This window comes from Herbidospora daliensis, from assembly GCF_001570585.1.
Taxonomy (GTDB): domain Bacteria; phylum Actinomycetota; class Actinomycetes; order Streptosporangiales; family Streptosporangiaceae; genus Herbidospora; species Herbidospora daliensis.
The window spans coordinates 118,181-137,037 of the sequence record NZ_BBXF01000001.1; the positions used below are offsets into that span (position 1 = coordinate 118,181).

Here is an 18,857-nt window from a genome sequence, read left to right on the forward strand (position 1 = left end):
ATGTCAGGGTGTTTCAGGACACCCGGAACCGACCTCCCACGCGATCGAGGTCGGCGGGGTGGTCGGCGATGTGGATGCGGTCGCCGTGCTTCACCCCGGCCGGGACGGCCGAGTCGAGGTAGGTGTTGATCCCCTTGACCAGGAAGTCGTCGAGCTCGCCGTCGACGATCCGCAGCAGCGCCGCGCCGCCCCTGGCGGTGATCAGCTCGATCGGCCGGCCGTCGAGCTCCAGGCAGACGGCGCCCTCGTGGTCGCTCTGGGTCAGCACGGTCAGGTAGGCGACGTCGCGGTCGGGGTGGACGCGCAGGTAGGCGTCGGCGTGGCCGTGGGTGATCCTGACGCGGGAGGTCACGTCGGCCGGCTCCGAGGGGAGGGCGTCGGCGAGGACCGTACAGGGACGCAGGTCCTCGTCGAGGGTCGGCGCCGGGCCGTCGACGGCGACCGAGCCGCCGGCGGCGAGGTGCGCGGCCAGCAGCGCCTGCACGTGGCGGTGCATGAACGGCCCGCCCGGCACGGTCACGCTGCCGTGGGCGGCGAGGTCGGCGACGGTGGCGCTCTGCAGCTCGACCAGCGCGTAGTCGACGCCTTCGGCCCGGCAGCGCTCGTGGTAGGCACGCAGCGACCGGCCCAGCTGCGGCGCGTCGGAGCCCTCGGGCGAGAAGGCGGCGATCCCGGCGTAGGGCAGGTAGAGGCCGTAGGCGCCGGCGCGTTCGGGGCGCGACTCCAGGAACTCCGCGCCGTGCAGGGTGAGGAAGTCGGACATCGACTTGAGCGTGTGGGCCTTGGGGGTGGCCGCGCCGTTCTCGTCGATGGGGGCGCAGTCGGGGTAGGGCGACTCGTGCAGGCTGTCGAGGTCGTGGGTCCAGCCCGAGGTGTTGACGCCGGTGTAGACGTTGAACCCGGTCGCGCCGGCCGCCAGGGCGAGCAGCGTCTGGTGGTAGGAGGTGGTGCCGTCGGCGTAGGCGGGGTCGTAGAGCTTGGAGAAGCCCCAGTTCTCCTCCAGGTTCGGGCCGGGGGCGCGCTTGGCGGCGGTCACGTAGCGGGCGTGGGAGTCGCGGTTGGCCGACACGACGCCCATCCAGTTGGTGAAGCCGTAGTTGATGCCGTCCCAGATCTCGGGGCGGACGCGGGCCAGCCAGTCGTCGAACGAGTGGTGGTGCTCGGCGGGCGGGTTGAGGTTGACCACGACCGGGACGCGCGCGGCGACGGCGGCGCTCCAGCGGTGGTAGACCTCGGCCATGTACTCGGCGTGGAAGCGTCCCCAGTCGGCGTAGGACTGCAGCTCCTCCGATCGCGCAGGCCCGGTCCACTCCCTCGGGGGCTCGACGTCCGACCAGTCGTCGATCGCGGTGCCGTGGAGGCGGTCGTACTCCTCGACGGTGCCGTACCAGTCCTTCAGCCGGTCGCGGTAGAAGGCCAGCGCCGAGGCGCTGTAGTCGTAGGCGCTCAGCGGGAGCGCGCCGCTGGTGTAGATGCCCTCGTTGGCGATCTGCATCAGGATGATCGGCCCGTTCGGCCAGGTCGCCGGTTCGATGACCTCCTTGCCGGTGGCGTTGAGCCACTGGGTGACCATGCCGTCGAACAGCGGCGCGAGCGGCGCGGGCAGCGGGTCGCCGAGCCAGTTCGAGGCCGCGCCGGCCGAGTCGAGGACCGCCTCGATCGCCGGGTTGTGCTTCGGGCACACCCAGTCGGGCAGGCCGCCGTAGTTGGTCTCGGCGTGGATGAACGGCCCGGGTTTGGCCACCACCTGGAGCCCGAGGTCGTGGCAGAGCGCCAGGAATCCCACCACGTCACGGTTGCCCTGGCTGTCGCCGGAGAAGTCGGGCGGCCCGTCGGGGGTCGGCTGGTGGTGCCGCCACGGGAGATAGCAGGTGATCACGCGGATGCCCAGCTCGTCCCGGATCGCGATGAGCCGGTCGCGCCACACGGAGGGGTCGTCCCGGTAGTAGGGATAGTCGGCCGTTACGAGCACCTGCGGCTCGCCGTCGATGACGGTAACCCCGTCGCGGACCTCGATGGCCACGCTCACTCCTTCACTGATGCACCCAATTGCTCTAATACATAGTCTATATCTTGAAAAAAGTCACCCACGGATCATTGGTAACGCTCCGACCACGTCGGATGACTTATTTTTGGCTGTGATCTAACATGGGCCCAGACCTGGGGGAAGGAAGATCATGGTGAGGCCCGAGCGACGTACCGTCCGCGATCTCCGAAGGGGGAACCGGGCGGTCCTGTTGCGCGCCCTCTACTTCGCGGGCCCGACGAGCCGCCACGAGCTGACCGCCCTGACCGGGCTCAGCGCGGCGACCGTCAGCAACGTGACCGGCGACCTGCTCGCCGACAACGTCATCGCCGAGGCCGGGCTGGTCGACAGCGACGGCGGACGCCCCCGCGTGCTGCTGCGCGTCAACCCGACCTACGGCTTCGCGATCGGCGTCGACGTGGGCGAGACCCACGTCCGGGTCGAGCTGTTCGACCTCGACATGAACGAACTGGCCAAGAGCGAGTTCGCGCTGCGCCCCGGCGGCCACGAGGTCGACGTCGTGGTGCGCCACATCCTGTCGGGCATCGACGCCGTCGTGGCCGACAGCGGCGTGCCGCCGTCGAAGGTCCTGGGCGTGGGCGTCGGCGTGCCCGGCATCGTCGAACGCGGCCCCGAGGCCATGATCCACGCGCAGACGTTCGGGTGGGACTCGGTGCCCCTCGGCGCCCTGCTGCGGGCCGGCACCCCCTTCCCGCTCCACGTCGACAACGGCGCCAAGACGATGGGCCAGGCCGAGATGTGGTTCGGCGCCGGACGCGGCTCCCGCCACGCGGTGATCGCGCTGATCGGGTCGGGCGTGGGCGCCAGCATCATCGCCGACGGCGTGACCTACCGGGGCGCCAACAGCTCGGCCGGCGAGTGGGGGCACACGAAGATCGCCATCGGCGGGCGCGACTGCCGGTGCGGCGGGCGCGGGTGCCTGGAGGCCTACATCGGCGCCGAGGCGGTCCTGGAACGTGCCGGAATCGACGTCGACACCTCGACCGAACAGGCGGCCTTCGCCGAACTGGTGACCTCGGGCTCCCCCGTGGTCGACGAGACGGTCGAGTTCCTCGGGGCGGGCCTGGCGAACCTGATCAACCTGTTCAACCCCGAGCGGATCGTCGTCGGCGGCTGGGCCGGCCTGCTGCTCGGCCAGCACCAGCTGACCACGATCAAGCAGAAGGCCGCCGAGAACTGCCTCACGCAGCCCTACTCGACCGCCTCGATCGTGCTCGGCCGCCTCGGCCCCGACGCCGTCGCCCTGGGCGCGGCCACCCTGGTGGTCGACGAATTCCTGCTCAGCACCACCTCGTCGTCGGCCTCGCGGGAACCCGCCGTAAGCTAGTCCGGCGTGCTGACCTTACGGATTTCCGTCGCGTCAGGGAGCGCATACCGCAGAATGGCGTCAAACCCCCCACTGGCCGAGGAGATCACTTTGGGCACTTCACGCGACATCCTGGACCTCGCCCTCAGCGCCCGCGAACTGGCCGACACCCAGCCCGCCGGCACGTTGGAACACGCGGCCGCCACCTCCGTGGCGATCACCTGCGCGACCACGCGAGACGAGGACCAGGCCCGATCGGTGCTGGAGGGGGTGTCGCCCGAGGAAGTCAGGGCCGCGGCCCTGGAGCTCTTCGAACGGCTCGCCCAGCAGTAGAGAGGCACGGCTCCGGCCTGTGGGGGCGCCGGAGCGATGGGATCCGTCGGGTGTTCACCGTCTTGGGAACCCGACGCTGCCCGGCCGCGCGCCGGGCAGCATGATCCGCCACCGTCTCACTCACCGGCGTCGGCGGGCTCGCCCGCGACGACCTCCAAGACCGACTCGCCGTATTTGGCCAGCTTGTTCTCGCCGATGCCGCTGATCGTGGCGAGGTCGGCGAGGGTCGCGGGCAGCCGGGTGGCGATCTCCTTCAGCGTCGCGTCGTGGAAGACGACGTAGGCCGGCACACCCTGTTCCTTCGCGGTGGCGCCGCGCCAGGCGCGGAGGCGTTCGAACAGCGGCTTGGCCTCGGAGGAGAGGTCGGCCGCCTGCGGCGCGGACTTGGCCACCGAGACCCGCGACGCCTTGCGCTCGGGGTCTTTGCGCATGCTGATCGGGCGCTGCCCGCGCAGCACGTCGGCGCTGGCGTCGGTGAGGATCAGGGTCGGGTAGTCGCCGCCCTCGACGTCGAGGATGCCCAGCGCCAGCAGCTGGCGGATGACCGCGCGCCACTCGGGCTCGCGCAGGTCGGCGCCGACGCCGTAGACGCTCAGCGTGTTGTGGCCGTATTGGCGGATCTTGTCGTTGTCGCGGCCGAGCAGGATGTCGGTGATGTGGGCGGCGCCGAACTTCTGGCGGCGCTCGCGGTGCAGCCGAAGGATCGTCGACAGCACCTTCTGCGCGGCGACCGTGCCGTCCCACGACTCGGGCGGGGTCAGGCAGGTGTCGCAGTTGCCGCACGGCCCCGACTTCTGGCCGAAGTAGTCGAGCAGGCCGACGCGGCGGCAGCCGACCGACTCGCACAACGCCAGCATCGCGTCGAGGTGGCGCGACAACCGCCGCCGGTGGGCGTCGTCGCCCTCGGAGGTGTCGATCATGCGGCGCTGCTGCACGACGTCCTGCAGCCCGTAGGCCATCCAGGCCGTCGACGGCAGGCCGTCGCGCCCGGCGCGGCCGGTCTCCTGGTAGTAGCCCTCGATCGACTTCGGCAGGTCGAGGTGGGCCACGAACCGGACGTCGGGCTTGTCGATGCCCATCCCGAACGCGATCGTCGCCACCATCACCAGCCCCTCCTCGCGGAGGAAGCGCGACTGGTGGGCGGCGCGGGTGCGGGCGTCGAGACCGGCGTGGTAGGGCAGCGCCGGGACCCCGTTCTGGGCGAGGAAGGCGGCGATCTGCTCGACCGAGTTGCGCGACAGGCAGTAGACGATGCCGGCGTCGCCCTTGTGCTCGTTGCGCAGCAGGTCGAGCAGCTGCTTCTTCGGCTCGTTCTTGGGCACGACCCGGTATTGGATGTTGGGCCGGTCGAAGCTGGCGACGAAGTGGCGGGCGTCGTCGAGCTTGAGCCGGGTGGCGATCTCGGCGTGGGTGGCCGGGGTCGCGGTGGCGGTGAGGGCCACCCTCGGCACGTCGGGCCAGCGCTCGTGGAGGGCCGACAGGGCCAGGTAGTCGGGCCGGAAGTCGTGGCCCCACTGGGAGACGCAGTGGGCCTCGTCGATGGCGAACAACGAGATCTTCGCGCGGTCGAGCAGGTTCATCGTCTGCTCCGAGCGCAGCCGCTCGGGCGCGAGGTAGAGCAGGTCGAGCTCCCCGGCGACGAACAGCGCCTCGATGGCCTGCCGCTCCCCCAGGTCCTGCGTCGAGTTGAGGAACCCGGCCCGCACGCCGAGCGCGGTCAGCGCGTCGACCTGGTCCTGCATGAGCGCGATCAGCGGCGAGACGACCACGCCGACGCCGGGCCGCACGAGGGCGGGGATCTGGTAACAGAGTGACTTCCCGCCCCCGGTCGGCATCAGGACCAGCGCGTCACCACCCGCGACGACGTGGTCGATGATCTCCTGCTGGCCCTCGCGGAAGGTGTCGTAGCCGAAGACGCGGCTCAGCACGTCGCGGGGGTCGGTGAACCGGGTCTCATCGGCCCAGGGGGCCATCTCGAGCCGCGGTTCGTCGTCGTCCCAGTCGGGGGCCTCGGCATCGGGCCAGGGGACGAGCTCGTCGGGGGAAGCCACCCGCACACCCTAACGAGCCCGGGCGACATTCCCGCCACTCCCCGAGGAGCCGTTCGCGCCCGAAACGACAGATCATGTCGCCGATCACCGATGAGGGTGATTGTCGCCCACTGTCGCAATAAGACAACCAAAATCCTAAGAGTCGCATATTTCACGAGTAGACGCATGATTACTTGAAAAAAACGGCCATAACGTTCCCGGAAACCCCCCACAGCGACCACTAGAGGGACGAGCACGATCTGGGCCGTGAGCGCTCGACCGACCTCGCTCCGATCGAATGACCGCCTCTATCGGCCATGACCTGCTAGGACGCACCCGAACGCCACCTCGGATCACCGCCCAAGATGATCTTTTCCCTCGAATCAGAATGACGTTCACAGACCTATGGAAAATGAATTCGCAGACCAGCTGGAGCATGTGATGAACATGCATTTCCGCGCCGTCGGGAGGTACCTCGCCGCGAAGGGATACGACTCGGCGATCGTCGAAGACGCACGCCAGCACGCCTTCGTCCAGGCGTGGGGGAAAATGAAGGCCGGGGACTGGCACACCATCGAGAATCCGGAAGCCTGGCTGAAGAAGGTGGCGTTGCGACAGGCCCCCCGGTCGCTCTCCCCTACCCGGCGTCGCGAGATTCCCCTCGCCCTGCACGAGAACGCGCTCGTGATGGACGATCCCAGCGAGGAGGTGATCGCCGCTCTCATCACCGAGGAGGCGATTCGATCCCTCGACCCGATCAGCAGGATCGTGGCCACCATGGACAGGGACGGATTCACGTCTCACGAGATGGCGGAGCGTCTCAGCATCTCCGAGCAGAGGGTGCGCGACCTGCGCAAGAGGTATCTCAGGCAGCTCAGGCGCTTCTTTCTCAAGCAGTCGGCCGGCGAGGTGGGCGGGTGAATGAGCAGGAGAACGACGACGGCTTCGAGGATCGCGACACCGGCGATCTGGAAGCCCAGTTGGCCGAGCAGCCCGGATACGCGTCGGTCTATCTCGGAATCATGGAAGCGGAGGACCAGGGTCTCATCGGCCCTCCGCTGTCCGATCGCCCGGCGGTCGCCGCCGACCTGCGCGCCCGATGGCTGCTCCACCTGATCGAACTGCGGAGGTTGAGAACCCCCGTCCCCGACAGGGTGGCGGAATCGGTCATGGGGTTCACTCAGCGGCTCTTACGCGCCCTCAAGCCCGACCTGTTCCATCTCCGCGCCTCCTCCGAAACCTTCGACGTCGGAAGTCACCTGGCCAACTCCCTGGCCAGCAACCTGTCAGTCAACTTCGTCTCGGATCTCGACCTCGCCTACGAGCTGGGATGCCGGGAACCCGAAACGATGGACTCGGTGCGGGCCAGGCACTTGGTCGCCGCGCTCAGCAGGGCCAGATACGTCACGCTCGACCGGGCCGGCGCGACCCGGCGGAGAGGTCTGACATGGCCCATGGAGAAGCCGCCTCCTGCACACCGTGTCCTGGAAGCGGTGCGCATGGTGGAGGCCGGTGGCGGTCCGTGGTTCTCGGGATCTCCGGACGCCCAGGAACTGGCGGCGACCTGGAGCAGGGCCGCAAGTCACCTCTCCGGCTTCGACGGTGCCGCCAGGCACGAAACCGAGGATGACCCAGACCGCGTCAGGGCGTTCGACCTCGGACAGCACATGACGCGCGCGCTCACGCTCGCCCACGAGGTGGCGATCGCACTGGAGATCGTCGAAGACTGCCACCGTGAGAACGCGGACATCGGCCTCCCGGTGTGGCTGCGCAAGCGGCACATGGACGCTCGCGATCTCGACCTCTCCCAGAGCGCCGTCGAGGAGCCCGAACCCCTCGACGGCCTCATCTGGTCCCCGGGTACCCGACTGCCTCCGGGCGTCGCCGACAACCTCGAAACGGACTCGATCCACGTCGTGGAGGAGACCTGGGTTCGCCACTACCACTCGGACACGAATCCGGACTGCTCGGCGTCGCAGTGGAGCATGCTCGGAGCGCCGAGAGTCGAGAACATGGTGCTTCTCTTCGCTCTCGCTCCCAGATCCGTCGGCTGACCGGCGCTCGACCTCTCGGTCGGCTCCGGCGACGGGATTCCGCCCCGAGCCGGCCTCGACGACAGCCCGTGACAGGGCGTGCGGACGGGCCCGTCATCCGGCGGGCTCTTCCACCTGCCGGCTCGCCTCGAACCTCATCGCCGATCGGACGCGCCGGCCCCGCGTCGACGTTCAGCCCCGGGCGGCCCTGACCGCGTCGGCGAAGGCCACGACGCCGCGCAGTTCCTCGGCGCTCCACGGCATGCGGGCGCTGATCTCCTCGCTGTTCTCGTCCCACATCCTGCGGGTCGCGGTCTCGGTGCCGGCGCCCGCCGTGTGGAACGCTGCGCCGAGGGCGTCCCATTGGGCGACCGCCTCGCGGGCCTCCGCCGAGTCGGGCGCGACCCCGGTTCTTACACAGGCCAGAAGGGTTTCGACCAGGGTCCGGAATTGCATTTTGGCCGATTCGACGGCCTCGGGGCCGAGCGCCTCGCGGCGGGCGGCCAGGGAGTCCTGCTGTTCGGGGGTGAAATAGGCGTCGAACATGGCCATCATCTCCAGTGCTTTCAGGTAGTCGTCGGGGTCGTCGTGGTCGAGCAGGCGGGTCAGCTGGGTCTTGAGGGCGTCGAGTTCCTCGGCACGGTGCGACAGGATCGCCAGTTGCGCGTGCAGGAGCGTCTCCATGGCTCCCGGGACCTCCAAAGAGGAGGCGATTTCCTCCAATGACATGCCGAATGTCCGCAATGACCGGATGCGATAGAGTCGCCGCAGATCTTCCGGGCCGTAACGGCGGTGACCGTTGGGGGTTCGTTCCGTCGGGCGCAGGAGACCGATTTCGTCGTAGTGACGCAGCGCGCGTACGGTCGTTCTGGTCGCCTGCGCGAGCTGGCCGATCGTCCACATGCGGCAACCGTACGACCTGCCGTTACGTCCGATTCAAGGGGAGATTCCCATGTTGGTGGCACGACTCCACGGGGCGGCCGATCTGCGGATCCACGAAGAGGCCGATCCGGTGCCCCAGGCCGGGGAGACCGTCGTCCGGGTGACCTCGGTCGGGGTGTGCGGGTCGGATCTGCACTGGTTCGGCGAGGGCGGCATCGGCGACGCCCAGCTGACGCAGCCGCTCGTGGTCGGACACGAGTTCGCCGGGGTGACCCTCGACGGGCGGCGGGTGGCGGTCGACCCCGCCGTGCCCTGCGAGGAGTGCCCGTCGTGCCTGCGGGGTTACCGCAACCTGTGCCCCCACGTGCGGTTCGCCGGCCACGGCCAGACCGACGGCGGCCTGCGCGAATACCTGGCCTGGCCCGACGCCTACCTGCACCCGCTGCCCGACTCGGTGTCCGACCTCGAAGGGGCGCTGCTGGAGCCGCTGGGGGTCGCCATCCACGCGTTCGACCTGGGCCACCTGCCCCTCGGGGGGACCGCCGGCGTGGTCGGGTGCGGGCCCATCGGGCTGATGCTGATCCAGCTGCTGCAGATCGCGGGCGCCTCGATGGTCGCCGCGGTCGAGCCGCTGCCCCACCGGGCCGCCAAGGCGCGTGAGCTGGGCGCCGACACCGATCCCCACGGCGACCTCGACGTGGTGTTCGAGGTGGCGGGCACCGACCAGGCCGTCGACACCGCCTTCGAGATGGCGCGGCCGGGCGGGCGGGTGGTGCTGGCCGGCATCCCCGACGAAGACCGGACCGTCTTCCGGGCCTCGACCGCGCGGCGCAAGGGGCTGACGATCGCGATGGCGCGGCGCATGAACGACGTCTACCCCCGGGCGATCAAGCTCGTGGCCCAGGGCCGGGTCGACCTCGTCTCGCTGGTGTCGAATCGGTTCGCGCTCCAGGACGCTGCGAAGGCGTTCGGCGAGGCGCAGTCACGGCAGGGTCTCAAAATCGTTATCGAGCCCTAAACCGTGATTTGGGCCATACCCAAAAGCGGTAGCCACTAGATCGTTTTTGGCTTGAACTAACTAGCGAATTCATGGCCCGTTCCAGCCGATTCCGATCGCCCACGTCAGTTTCGATTGTCAACCCGCAAAAGTCCGACAGAAGCGCACACCACGCGCCGGATTGCACTCGAAAGCACCCGTAATTTGGTTATTCACCTGCGGACTTTTGCCTTGCGGCCGTCAAAAGTCCCGCTTAACATCCGGCAATATGGAGGACACAAACCAGAAACCAGCTGAGTCAGCGCAGGTCATCCTGCGTATGACCGGCATCGGCAAGAGTTTTCTGGGGATCCGCGTCCTACGCGGGATCGACCTGTCGGCGACGGCCGGAGAGGTGCACGCCGTCGTCGGTGAGAACGGCGCCGGCAAATCCACCTTGATGAAGATCCTCGCCGGGGTGCACCAGCCCGACGAGGGCACTGTCGAGATCGGCGGTCAGACCCGGTCGTTCGCCCACCCCGTCGAGGCGCAGCGCGCCGGGGTCGCGATCATCTACCAGGAGTTCAACCTGCTGCCCGAGCGCAGCGTGGCCGACAACGTCTTCCTCGGCCGCGAGCCCACCCGGCGCGGGCTGGTCGACCGGGCCGCGATGGACGAGGCCACCTCCCGGCTGCTCGACGAGCTCGACGAGCACTCCTTCGGCCCGCGCCACCTGGTCAAGGACCTCTCGGTGGCCCAGCAGCAGGTCGTCGAGATCGTCAAGGCCCTCAGCGTGGACGCCCGGATCGTCGTCATGGACGAACCCACCGCCGCCCTCGCCGAGCACGAGGTCGAGCTGCTCTACCGGCTGATCCGGCGCCTGCAGGGACGCGGCATCGCGGTCCTCTACATCTCCCACCGGCTCCGCGAGGTGTTCGACCTCGCCGACCGCGTGACGGTCCTCAAGGACGGCGCCCACGTGGCGACCGTGCCGGCCGCGGACGTCACCACCGGCGAGCTGGTGAAGATGATGGTCGGCCGCGAGCTCGACGCCTACTTCCCGCCCAGGGCCGAGGAGTCGGCCGTCGGCGAGGTGCTGCTGACCGTGCGGAACGGCGGCAACGGCAAGCTCGACGGCATCGACCTCGACCTGCGCGCCGGCGAGATCGTCGGCGTCGCGGGCCTGCAGGGGTCGGGCCGCTCGTCCCTGGTCAAGGCCATCTTCGGGGCCGAGCCGTTCACCCGGGGCGAGATGACGCCCGCCCGGCCCGGCAACGTCCGCGCCGGCGTCGCCGCCGGGATCGGGCTGGTCACCGAAGACCGCAAGGCCGAAGGGCTGGCCCTCAACCAGTCGGTGCGCGACAACGCCCTCCTGGTCGCCCGCGCCATCGGCCACCGATCCCGCGCCACGGTCTCCGACCTGCTCCAGCGCGTGAAACTCGCACCACCCCGTCAGGAGACCGAGGTGAAGTACCTGTCCGGGGGGAACCAGCAGAAGGTCGTGCTGGCCAAATGGCTGACCGTCTCCCCCAAGGTTTTGCTGTTCGACGAGCCCACCCGCGGCGTCGACGTCGGCGCGAAGGCCGCCATCCACGACCTGATGCGCGAGCTCGCCGACTCCGGCACCGCGATCCTGATGATCTCCTCGGAGTTACCCGAGCTCATCGGCATGAGCGACCGCATCGTGGTGCTCCGCGACGGACGGGTGGCCGGGCAACTGCCCGGCGGCTCGACCGAGGAGTCGGTCATGGCGCTGGCCGCCGCGGACGGGGCCGCCGCGTGATCGCCCTGGTCGCCAACCCCACCCGGGCGGTGTACGCCGCCCTCATCGCCACCCTCGCCGTCGGCTGGGCCCTGGTCGCCTTCGACGGCGGCACCTTCACCCTCAACGACCTCGTCGGCATCCAGCAGCGCTCGGCCGCCCTGGGCATCGTCGCGGTCGGCCAGACGCTGGCCATCCTGGCCGGGTCGCTCGACCTGTCGGTGGCCTACCTCATCTCCCTGGTCTCGCTGGTCGCGGCCGAGACGATGGCCGGGCAGTCGTCCAACATCCTGACCGCCGTGATCGTCGCGCTCGGGGTGAGCGCGCTGGTCGGGCTGGTCAACGGGGTCGTCATCACCAAGCTGAAGGTGCACGCCTTCATCGCCACCCTCGGCGTCGCCCTGGTGATCCGGGGCGTGCTCGACCACCTCTACGACGGGCCCGCCGGGCGGGTGCCGGTCGACTTCCAGCAACTCGGCTACGCCCGGATCGGGCCGATCCCGGTCGCCGCGATCCTGTGGGCCGCGGTCGCGTTCGGGGTCTGGTTCCTGCTGCGGCGCACCCGGTTCGGGCACCGCGTCTACGCCGTCGGCGGCGACGTCGAGGTGGCCCGGCTGTCCGGGGTGCGCACCGACCGGGTGGTGATCGCGGCGCACGTGTTGTGCTCGCTCTGCGCGGGCGTGGCCGGGCTGCTGCTGGCCAGCCGGCTCGGCGCCGGCGCCCCCACGGTCGGCACCGACGGCGGCTACGACCTGGAGTCGATCGCCGCGGTCGTCCTGGGCGGCACCGCGCTGGCGGGCGGCCGGGGCGGGGTCGCCGGGACCGTCGGCGGCGTGCTGCTGCTGGCGGTGCTCGACAGCGTCTTCAACCAGCTCGAGGTGAACTCGTTCTTCAAGGACGTCGTGCGCGGCGTCGTCATCGTCGTCGCGGTCGCCGTCTACGCCCGCCGGACCGGCAGGAGGGCGTCGTGAAACGGGCCATCCCGATCTTCGTCGTGCTGGCGGGGCTGCTGGTGGCCATCGCGGCCGCCAACCCCTTCTTCCTCGAACCGGCCGGGTTCCTGGCCTTCCTCAAGCGGGTCGCGCCGCTGGCCATCCTGGCCGCCGGGCAGTACTTCGTGATCGTCTCCGGGGAGTTCGACCTGTCGGTCGGCTCGCTGGTCACCGTCGAGGTCGTGGTCGCGGCCCGGCTGATCGACGGCGACGAGGCGATGACCTGGCCGGTGCTGATCCTGCTCGTCGTGATCGGGCTGCTGGTCGGCCTGGTCAACGGCCTGGTCACCACCAAGCTGCGGGTGCCCTCGTTCATCACCACGCTCGGCGCGATGCTCATCCTGTCGGGCGCGGTCTTCCTGTGGACGGGCGGCGCGCCGCGCGGCGCCCTGTCGCAGGGGTTCCGGGTGTTCGGCCGCGAGGGCGTCTGGGCGGTCGCGATCCTCGTCGTGGTCGTGGTGGCGGCCGTGCTGCTGATGCGGGCCGACTTCGGGCGCACCCTGGTGGCCGCCGGCGACAACGAGAAGGCCGCGCGGCTGAGCGGCGTCCGGGTCGACCGGGTCCGGGTGTTCGCGTTCGTGCTCTCGGGGCTCTCGGCCGCGATCGCCGGGATCCTGCTCGGCGGGTTCGCCGGGGTCTCGGCGCAGGTCGGCCAGAGTCTGGAGTTCCAGGCGATCACCGCCGTCGTACTCGGCGGGGTCGTGCTCGGCGGCGGGCGCGGTCACGTGATCGCCGCCATCGCGGGGGCGTTCACCCTCGAAGCCCTCTTCACCCTGCTCAACCTGCACGGCATCTCCGGCGCGCTGGAGTACGCCGTGCAGGGAGTGATCATCATTGCCGCCGTGGCGGTCGGGGGCCTGCGGCTCCCGGCCCTGCGGTTATCCCCTTCGAAAGCGTAAGGAGTACGTGCATGCGTCGTTTACTGGTGGCGGTCGCCGCCTTGGCCCTGGCGGCCGCGGGATGCGCCAGTGACCTGCCGCCGACCGGGGCGAGCGCCGACCCCAGCGCCGCTCCGGCGACGTCGGCGGCGGCCTCGTCCGCCCCGGCCTCCGCCGGGACCGGCGCGCAGTCGGACTTCTTCGTCCAGGCCGACTACGACACCCAGCTCGCGATGCGGTCGCAGACGGCCGAAGGGCCGGCCGACAAGCCGTGGGAGCAGGCGATCGCGCCGCAGATGGTCGACACGGCCAAGTACAAGAAGGACGGGCCCTACCACCTGTGCTTCTCCAACGCCGCGGTCAACAACCCGTGGCGCCAGGTCGGCTGGACGACCATGCAGGAGGAGGTCGCCCTGCACAAGGAGATCAAGGAGTTCACCGCCCTCGACGCCGAGGGCAAGGACGACAAGCAGATCTCCGACATCGCCGACCTGCAGGCCAAGGGCTGTGACGCGCTGATCATCTCGCCGAACACCACGGCGACGCTGACCCCGGCCGTCACGGGCGCCTGTCCCGAGGTCCCGGTCATCGTCTTCGACCGCGGCGTCGAGACCGACTGCCCGGTCACCTTCATCAAGCCCATCGGCGGCTACGCCTTCGGCGCCGACGGCGCCGAGTTCCTCATCGAGAAGGTGCCGGCCGGCGGCAAGATCCTGGCGCTGCGCATCCTCCCGGGCGTCGACGTGCTGGAGACCCGCTGGTCGGCCGCCAAGGTGGCCTTCGACAAGTCCCAGCTCCAGGTGGTCGGCGTGGAGTTCACCGACGGGGACGCCGCCAAGACCAAGAGCATCGTGTCCGACTACATCGCCCGTCACGGCACCATCGACGGCGTGTGGATGGACGCGGGCGCGACCGCCGTGGCCGCCATCGAGGCGTTCGAGGACGCCGGTGTGCCGGTTCCCGCCTTCGTCGGCGAGGACCAGCAGGACTTCCTGCAGAAGTGGAAGGACGGCAACCTGACCGCCGTCGCGCCGACCTACCCGACCTACCAGTGGCGCACCCCGATCATCGCGGCGCTGAAGATCCTCAAGGGCGAAGAGGTGCCGAAGATGTGGAACCTCCCGCAGCCGAAGATCACCCAGGACTCCCTCGGCACCTACCTCCAGCCCAACATGCCGCTGCTGCACTACGCGCTGTGCGGCTGCGAGTCCATGCCGGGCTTCCCCGGGAAGTGGGGCGGTAAGTAGATGTTCCCCATCGGCGTCAACACCTGGGTCTGGGTGTCGCCGCTGACCGACGGCGACCTGGCGGCGCTCGCGCCCCGGGTCGCCGGCTGGGGGTTCGACGTGATCGAGCTCCCCGTCGAGAACCCCGGCGACTGGGACGCCGGCCGGGCCGCCGACGTGCTGGCCGAACACGGCCTGGGCGCGTCGGTGGCGCTGGTGATGCCGCCGGGCCGCGAGCTCGTGGCCGCCTCGGCCGATGTGGTCCGCGCGACCCAGGACTACCTGCGGCACGTCGTCGACGTGGCCGTCAGGGTCGGGGCTCCGGCGATCGGCGGCCCCGCCTACTCGTCGGTCGGCCGCACGTGGTTGTTGTCGGCGCAGGAGCGCCGGGCCGCCTACGCGGAGCTGCGCGAGAACCTCGCGCCCGTCGTCGACTACGCCGCCGAACGCGGCGTGCGGGTCGGCGTCGAGGCGCTGAACCGGTACGAGACCAGTCTGGTCAACACGATCGAGCAGGCCCTGGAGGCCATCCCGGAGAACTGCGGGATCATGCTCGACTCGTACCACATGAACATCGAGGAGAAGAGTCCCGCCGAGGCGGTCCGCCTCGCCGGTGAGAGGGTCGCGCACATCCAGGTGTGCGGGACGGACAGGGGGGCGCCCGGAGACGACCACTTCGACTGGAAATCCTTCATCGAGGCGGTGACCGACATCGGCTACTCAGGACCGCTCGTGATCGAGTCGTTCACCGCGGAGAACCGCACGATCGCCACGGCCGCCTCCATCTGGCGGCCACTGGCCCGGAGCCAGGACGCCCTGGCAACCGACGGGCTCACGTTCCTCCGGGCCCTGTGAACCATCCCGCACCCTCCCAGGGAGCGCCATGCGCAGGTACTTCACCATCCTCCTGACCCCCCTATTGCTTTTGTTAGCGCTACCAGCCCCGGCCGCGGCGGCGCCCAACTTCCGGGCGCTGCTGTTCACCGAGACCGCGGGCTACGTGCACGACTCGATCTCCGCGGGCGTCACGATGGTCAACAACATGGCGGCCGCGAACAACTTCGAGGTCGTCCAGAGCAACAACTCCAGCTCGTTCACCACGTCCAACCTGGCCACCTTCGACGTGATCATCATGCTGCAGAACTCCGGCATGGTCTGGGACAACGACTCCCAGCGCCAGGCCCTGCAGAGCTGGGTCGAGGCCGGCGGCGGCATCGTGGCCATCCACAACGCCACCGACATGGGGATCGAGTCGTCCTTCCCCTACTGGGACAACCTGATCCAGGCCGGCGCGCACATGCCGGCCCACTCCAACATCGTGCAGGGCACCGCCAAGGTGGCCGACGACGTCCACCCCTCCACGTCCGGGTTGCCTGACCGCTGGACGCGGACGGAAGAGTGGTACAACTTCGACCGCAGCATCCGCGGCGACGCCCACATCCTGGTGACGGCCGACGAGACCACCTACTCCCCCGGCGGCAGCGCCATGGGGCACGACCACCCGATCTCGTGGTGCCGTGAGGTCGGCACGGCCAAGGTCTGGGCGACCGCCATGGGGCACACCGCCTCGACCTACAGCGAGGCCTACTTCCAGCAGCACGTGCTGGGCGGCATCCGCTGGGCCGGCGGCGAACTGCCCGGCGACTGCGGCGGCACCGTCTGGAACCGTTTCCAGAAGGTGACCCTCGACTCGGCCCCCAACCAGCCGATGGAACTCGACATCGCGCCCGACAAGACGGTCTTCTACATCAGCCGGGCCGGGCAGCTCAAGACGATCGCCCCGTCGAACGGCGCGATCACGACCGCGCACACCCTCAGCGTCTACACCGGCGGTGAGGACGGCCTGGTCGGCATGGCCCTCGACCCGAGCTTCGCGTCGAACCGGTATATCTACCTCTACTACTCGCCGAGCGGCAGCCAGTCGATCGTGCGGGTGTCGAGGTTCACCTACACCGCCGCGAACGCGCCCAACGCGCTGAGCAACGAGCAGGTGCTGCTCACCATCCCGGCCGAGCGCATCGACGAGCCGGGCCACACGGGCGGTTACCTGACGTTCGGTCCGGGCGGCAACCTGTACATCGGCGTCGGCGACGACGTGAACCCGAACGCCTCGTCCGGCTACGCGCCGATCGACGAGCGCTCGGGCCGCGCCCACTTCGACGCGCAGCGCACCGCGGCCAACACCAACGACCTGCGCGGCAAGATCCTGCGTATCCACCCCGAGTCCAACGGGACGTACACGATCCCGAGCGGCAACATGTTCGCGCCGGGCACCTCGCAGACCCGGCCGGAGATCTACGCCATGGGCTTCCGGAACCCGTTCCGGTTCTCGGTGAACAAGGAGAACGGCTGGATCTCGATGGCCGACTACGGCCCCGACGCGGGTTCGGCCAACTCCAGCCGCGGCCCGGCCGGCATCGTCGAGTACAACCTGATCAAGTCGCCCGGCTTCTACGGCTGGCCGTACTGCATCGGCAACAACACCCCGTACAATGACTTCAACTTCTCCACCAACCAGTCGGGCGCGCAGTTCAACTGCTCGTCGCCGACCAACACCTCGCCCAACAACACCGGCCTCCAGACGCTCCCGGCCGTGCGCGCGGCGAACGTCTGGTACTCCTACAGCGGCAACACCGCCTGGCCCGAGATGGGCAACACCGGCGGCGCGGCCCCGATGGGCGGCCCGTTCTACCACTTCGACCCGAACAACACCTCGGAGACCAAGTTCCCGCGGTACTTCGACGACACTCCGTTCTTCTACGAGTGGAGCCGGAACTACCTCGCCGAGATGCGTCTCGACAACTCGGGCAACCTGCTGAAGGTCAACCGGTTCCTGTCGTCGATGCAGTTCCGGTCGCCGATGGACATGAAGTTCGGCCCCGACGGCGCGATGTACATGATCGACTGGGGTAGCGGCTTCGGCGGCACCAACACCGACGACGGCGTCTACCGCATCGACTACATCAACGGCTCCCGGGCTCCGATCGCGAAGGCGTCCGGTACGCCGACCTCCGGTCAGGCGCCGCTGGCGGTGCAGTTCTCCTCGTCGGGCTCGGCCGACCCCGACGGTGACGCGATCACCTACGCGTGGGACTTCACCGACAACGGCTCGGTCGACTCGACGTCGGCCAACCCGAGCTTCACCTACAGCTCCAACGGCAACTACACCGCGCGCCTGACGGTCCGGGACGCCGGCGGCAAGACCGGCACTGCCACCGTGCCGATCGTCGTGGGCAACACGGCGCCGACCCTCCAATTCAGCGCGCCACCGAACGGCGGCGCGTTCGACTTCGGGAACACGATCTCGTACACGATCACCGGCAGCGACCCCGAGGACGGGGCCATCGACTGCTCGCGGGTGCAGGTCATCGTCGCCCTGGGGCACGACACGCACAGCCACGACGTCGACCAGCGCACCGGCTGTTCGGCGACCATCACGACCCAGCAGTCGGGGCACGATCCCACGCAGAACGTGTTCTACGTGCTCTCGGCCACCTACACCGACAGCGGCGGCCTGAGCAAGGGCGCGGAGCTGATCCTCCAGCCCAAGCTGAAGCAGGCCGAGCACTTCGCGAACTCCTCCGGGGTCCGCGTCGTGGCCGACTCGACGGCCCAGGACGGCAACCGGGTCGGCGACATCTCCAACAACGACTGGATCTCGTTCTCGCCCATGGCGACCCAGGGGGTGACCGGCATCTCCTACCGGGTGTCCTCGATCTCCACGGGCGGTTCGATCGAACTGCGGGCGGGCTCGCCGACCGGAACTCTGCTCTCGACCACCTCGGTGCCCTCGACGGGAGGCTGGACCACCTACGCCTCGACGGCCGTCAGCAGCGTGACAGGGGTGAGCGGCAGCCAGACGTTCTACCTGGTGTTCAAGCACTCGACGGCCAACCAGTTCGACCTCGACTCCTTCACCCTCCAGGGTCAGGGCGTCGGCAGCGGGTCCCCGAACACGGGACCGGTCGCGGGCGGCGTCTACCAGATCGTCAACGTCGGTTCCGGCAAGGCGGTCGACATCGAGAGCCAGTCGACGGCCGACGGCGCCAGGGCGGTCCAGTGGACGGTCGGCAGCGGGAACAACCAGCGGTTCCAGTTCGTGAACGCGGGCAACGGCGCGTTCCGGCTCCAGGCGGTGCACTCCAGCAAGTGCATCGACGTGTCGGGCGCCTCGACCGCCACGGGCGGGGTGCTGGTGCAGTGGACCTGTCACACGAACGCGAACCAGTCCTACGTGTTCACCGCACAAGGGTCGAACTATCGCATTCAGGCGGGGCACAGCAACCTGTGCATCGAAGTCCCCGACAGCGCCAACCTGTCGCAGCTCCGGCAGAACACCTGTTCCTCGTCCAGCAACCAGCAGTGGTCGCTGACGCGGATCAGCTAGCGTGA

The 18,857-nt window shown here is 69.3% G+C and carries 14 protein-coding genes; 11 read left to right on the forward strand and 3 right to left on the reverse strand.

Annotated elements, in window-relative coordinates; translation table 11 throughout:
* Positions 1-13: 13 nt before the first annotated feature.
* Positions 14-2,023 carry a beta-galactosidase gene (locus tag AW274_RS00510; RefSeq protein ID WP_062428279.1) on the reverse strand — a complete coding sequence of 670 codons (2,010 nt, stop codon included), beginning with the start codon at positions 2,021-2,023 and terminating at the stop codon, positions 14-16.
* 154 nt (positions 2,024-2,177) lie between these two features.
* Between AW274_RS00510 and AW274_RS00515 the strand changes: the two genes are divergently transcribed.
* Positions 2,178-3,374: an ROK family protein gene (locus tag AW274_RS00515; RefSeq protein ID WP_062428280.1), complete on the forward strand. Its 1,197-nt coding sequence runs from the start codon at positions 2,178-2,180 to the stop codon at positions 3,372-3,374.
* Positions 3,375-3,464: 90 nt separating this feature from the next.
* On the forward strand, positions 3,465-3,686 hold the full coding sequence (locus tag AW274_RS00520) for a hypothetical protein (RefSeq protein ID WP_062339778.1): 222 nt from the start codon (positions 3,465-3,467) through the stop codon (positions 3,684-3,686).
* 116 nt (positions 3,687-3,802) lie between these two features.
* On the opposite strand, the gene recQ is transcribed toward AW274_RS00520, so the two are convergent.
* Positions 3,803-5,737 carry a DNA helicase RecQ gene (gene recQ, locus AW274_RS00525; RefSeq protein ID WP_269750524.1) on the reverse strand — a complete coding sequence of 645 codons (1,935 nt, stop codon included), beginning with the start codon at positions 5,735-5,737 and terminating at the stop codon, positions 3,803-3,805.
* A 420-nt stretch (positions 5,738-6,157) separates the two neighbouring features.
* On the opposite strand from recQ, the gene AW274_RS00530 reads away from it, so the two are divergent.
* The gene (locus AW274_RS00530) at positions 6,158-6,637 is read left to right on the forward strand and encodes an RNA polymerase sigma factor (RefSeq protein ID WP_157519689.1); all 480 of its coding nucleotides are present in this window, start codon (positions 6,158-6,160) and stop codon (positions 6,635-6,637) included.
* A complete protein-coding gene (locus tag AW274_RS00535) occupies positions 6,634-7,770 on the forward strand; it encodes a hypothetical protein (RefSeq protein ID WP_062428282.1) in 1,137 nt (378 codons plus the stop codon). Before AW274_RS00530 ends, AW274_RS00535 begins: the two co-directional genes overlap by 4 nt.
* A gap of 171 nt (positions 7,771-7,941) precedes the next feature.
* Here AW274_RS00535 and AW274_RS00540 read toward each other — a convergent pair whose 3' ends face one another.
* A complete protein-coding gene (locus AW274_RS00540) occupies positions 7,942-8,652 on the reverse strand; it encodes a MerR family transcriptional regulator (protein ID WP_063813044.1) in 711 nt (236 codons plus the stop codon).
* A gap of 49 nt (positions 8,653-8,701) precedes the next feature.
* Between AW274_RS00540 and AW274_RS00545 the strand changes: the two genes are divergently transcribed.
* From AW274_RS00545 to AW274_RS00575, 7 genes are all read left to right on the forward strand, one after another.
* The gene (locus AW274_RS00545; protein ID WP_062428284.1) at positions 8,702-9,649 is read left to right on the forward strand and encodes a zinc-dependent alcohol dehydrogenase; all 948 of its coding nucleotides are present in this window, start codon (positions 8,702-8,704) and stop codon (positions 9,647-9,649) included.
* 298 nt (positions 9,650-9,947) lie between these two features.
* A complete protein-coding gene (locus AW274_RS00550) occupies positions 9,948-11,390 on the forward strand; it encodes a sugar ABC transporter ATP-binding protein (RefSeq protein WP_232319918.1) in 1,443 nt (480 codons plus the stop codon).
* Entirely contained in the window at positions 11,387-12,340 is a 954-nt protein-coding gene (locus AW274_RS00555) for an ABC transporter permease (RefSeq protein WP_062428285.1), read from the forward strand. Before AW274_RS00550 ends, AW274_RS00555 begins: the two co-directional genes overlap by 4 nt.
* Positions 12,337-13,260 (forward strand): ABC transporter permease, encoded by a 924-nt coding sequence (locus AW274_RS00560; RefSeq protein WP_062428286.1) that lies wholly within the window; start codon positions 12,337-12,339, stop codon positions 13,258-13,260. The genes AW274_RS00555 and AW274_RS00560 overlap by 4 nt, the downstream gene beginning before the upstream one ends.
* A gap of 11 nt (positions 13,261-13,271) precedes the next feature.
* Positions 13,272-14,486: a substrate-binding domain-containing protein gene (locus AW274_RS00565; protein WP_062428287.1), complete on the forward strand. Its 1,215-nt coding sequence runs from the start codon at positions 13,272-13,274 to the stop codon at positions 14,484-14,486.
* Positions 14,487-15,320, forward strand: coding sequence for a sugar phosphate isomerase/epimerase family protein (locus AW274_RS00570; RefSeq protein ID WP_062428288.1), 834 nt, complete (start codon positions 14,487-14,489; stop codon positions 15,318-15,320).
* A 28-nt stretch (positions 15,321-15,348) separates the two neighbouring features.
* Complete coding sequence (locus AW274_RS00575) at positions 15,349-18,852, forward strand: ThuA domain-containing protein (RefSeq protein WP_062428289.1); 3,504 nt, start codon at positions 15,349-15,351, stop codon at positions 18,850-18,852.
* The last annotated feature ends 5 nt before the right edge of the window (positions 18,853-18,857 follow it).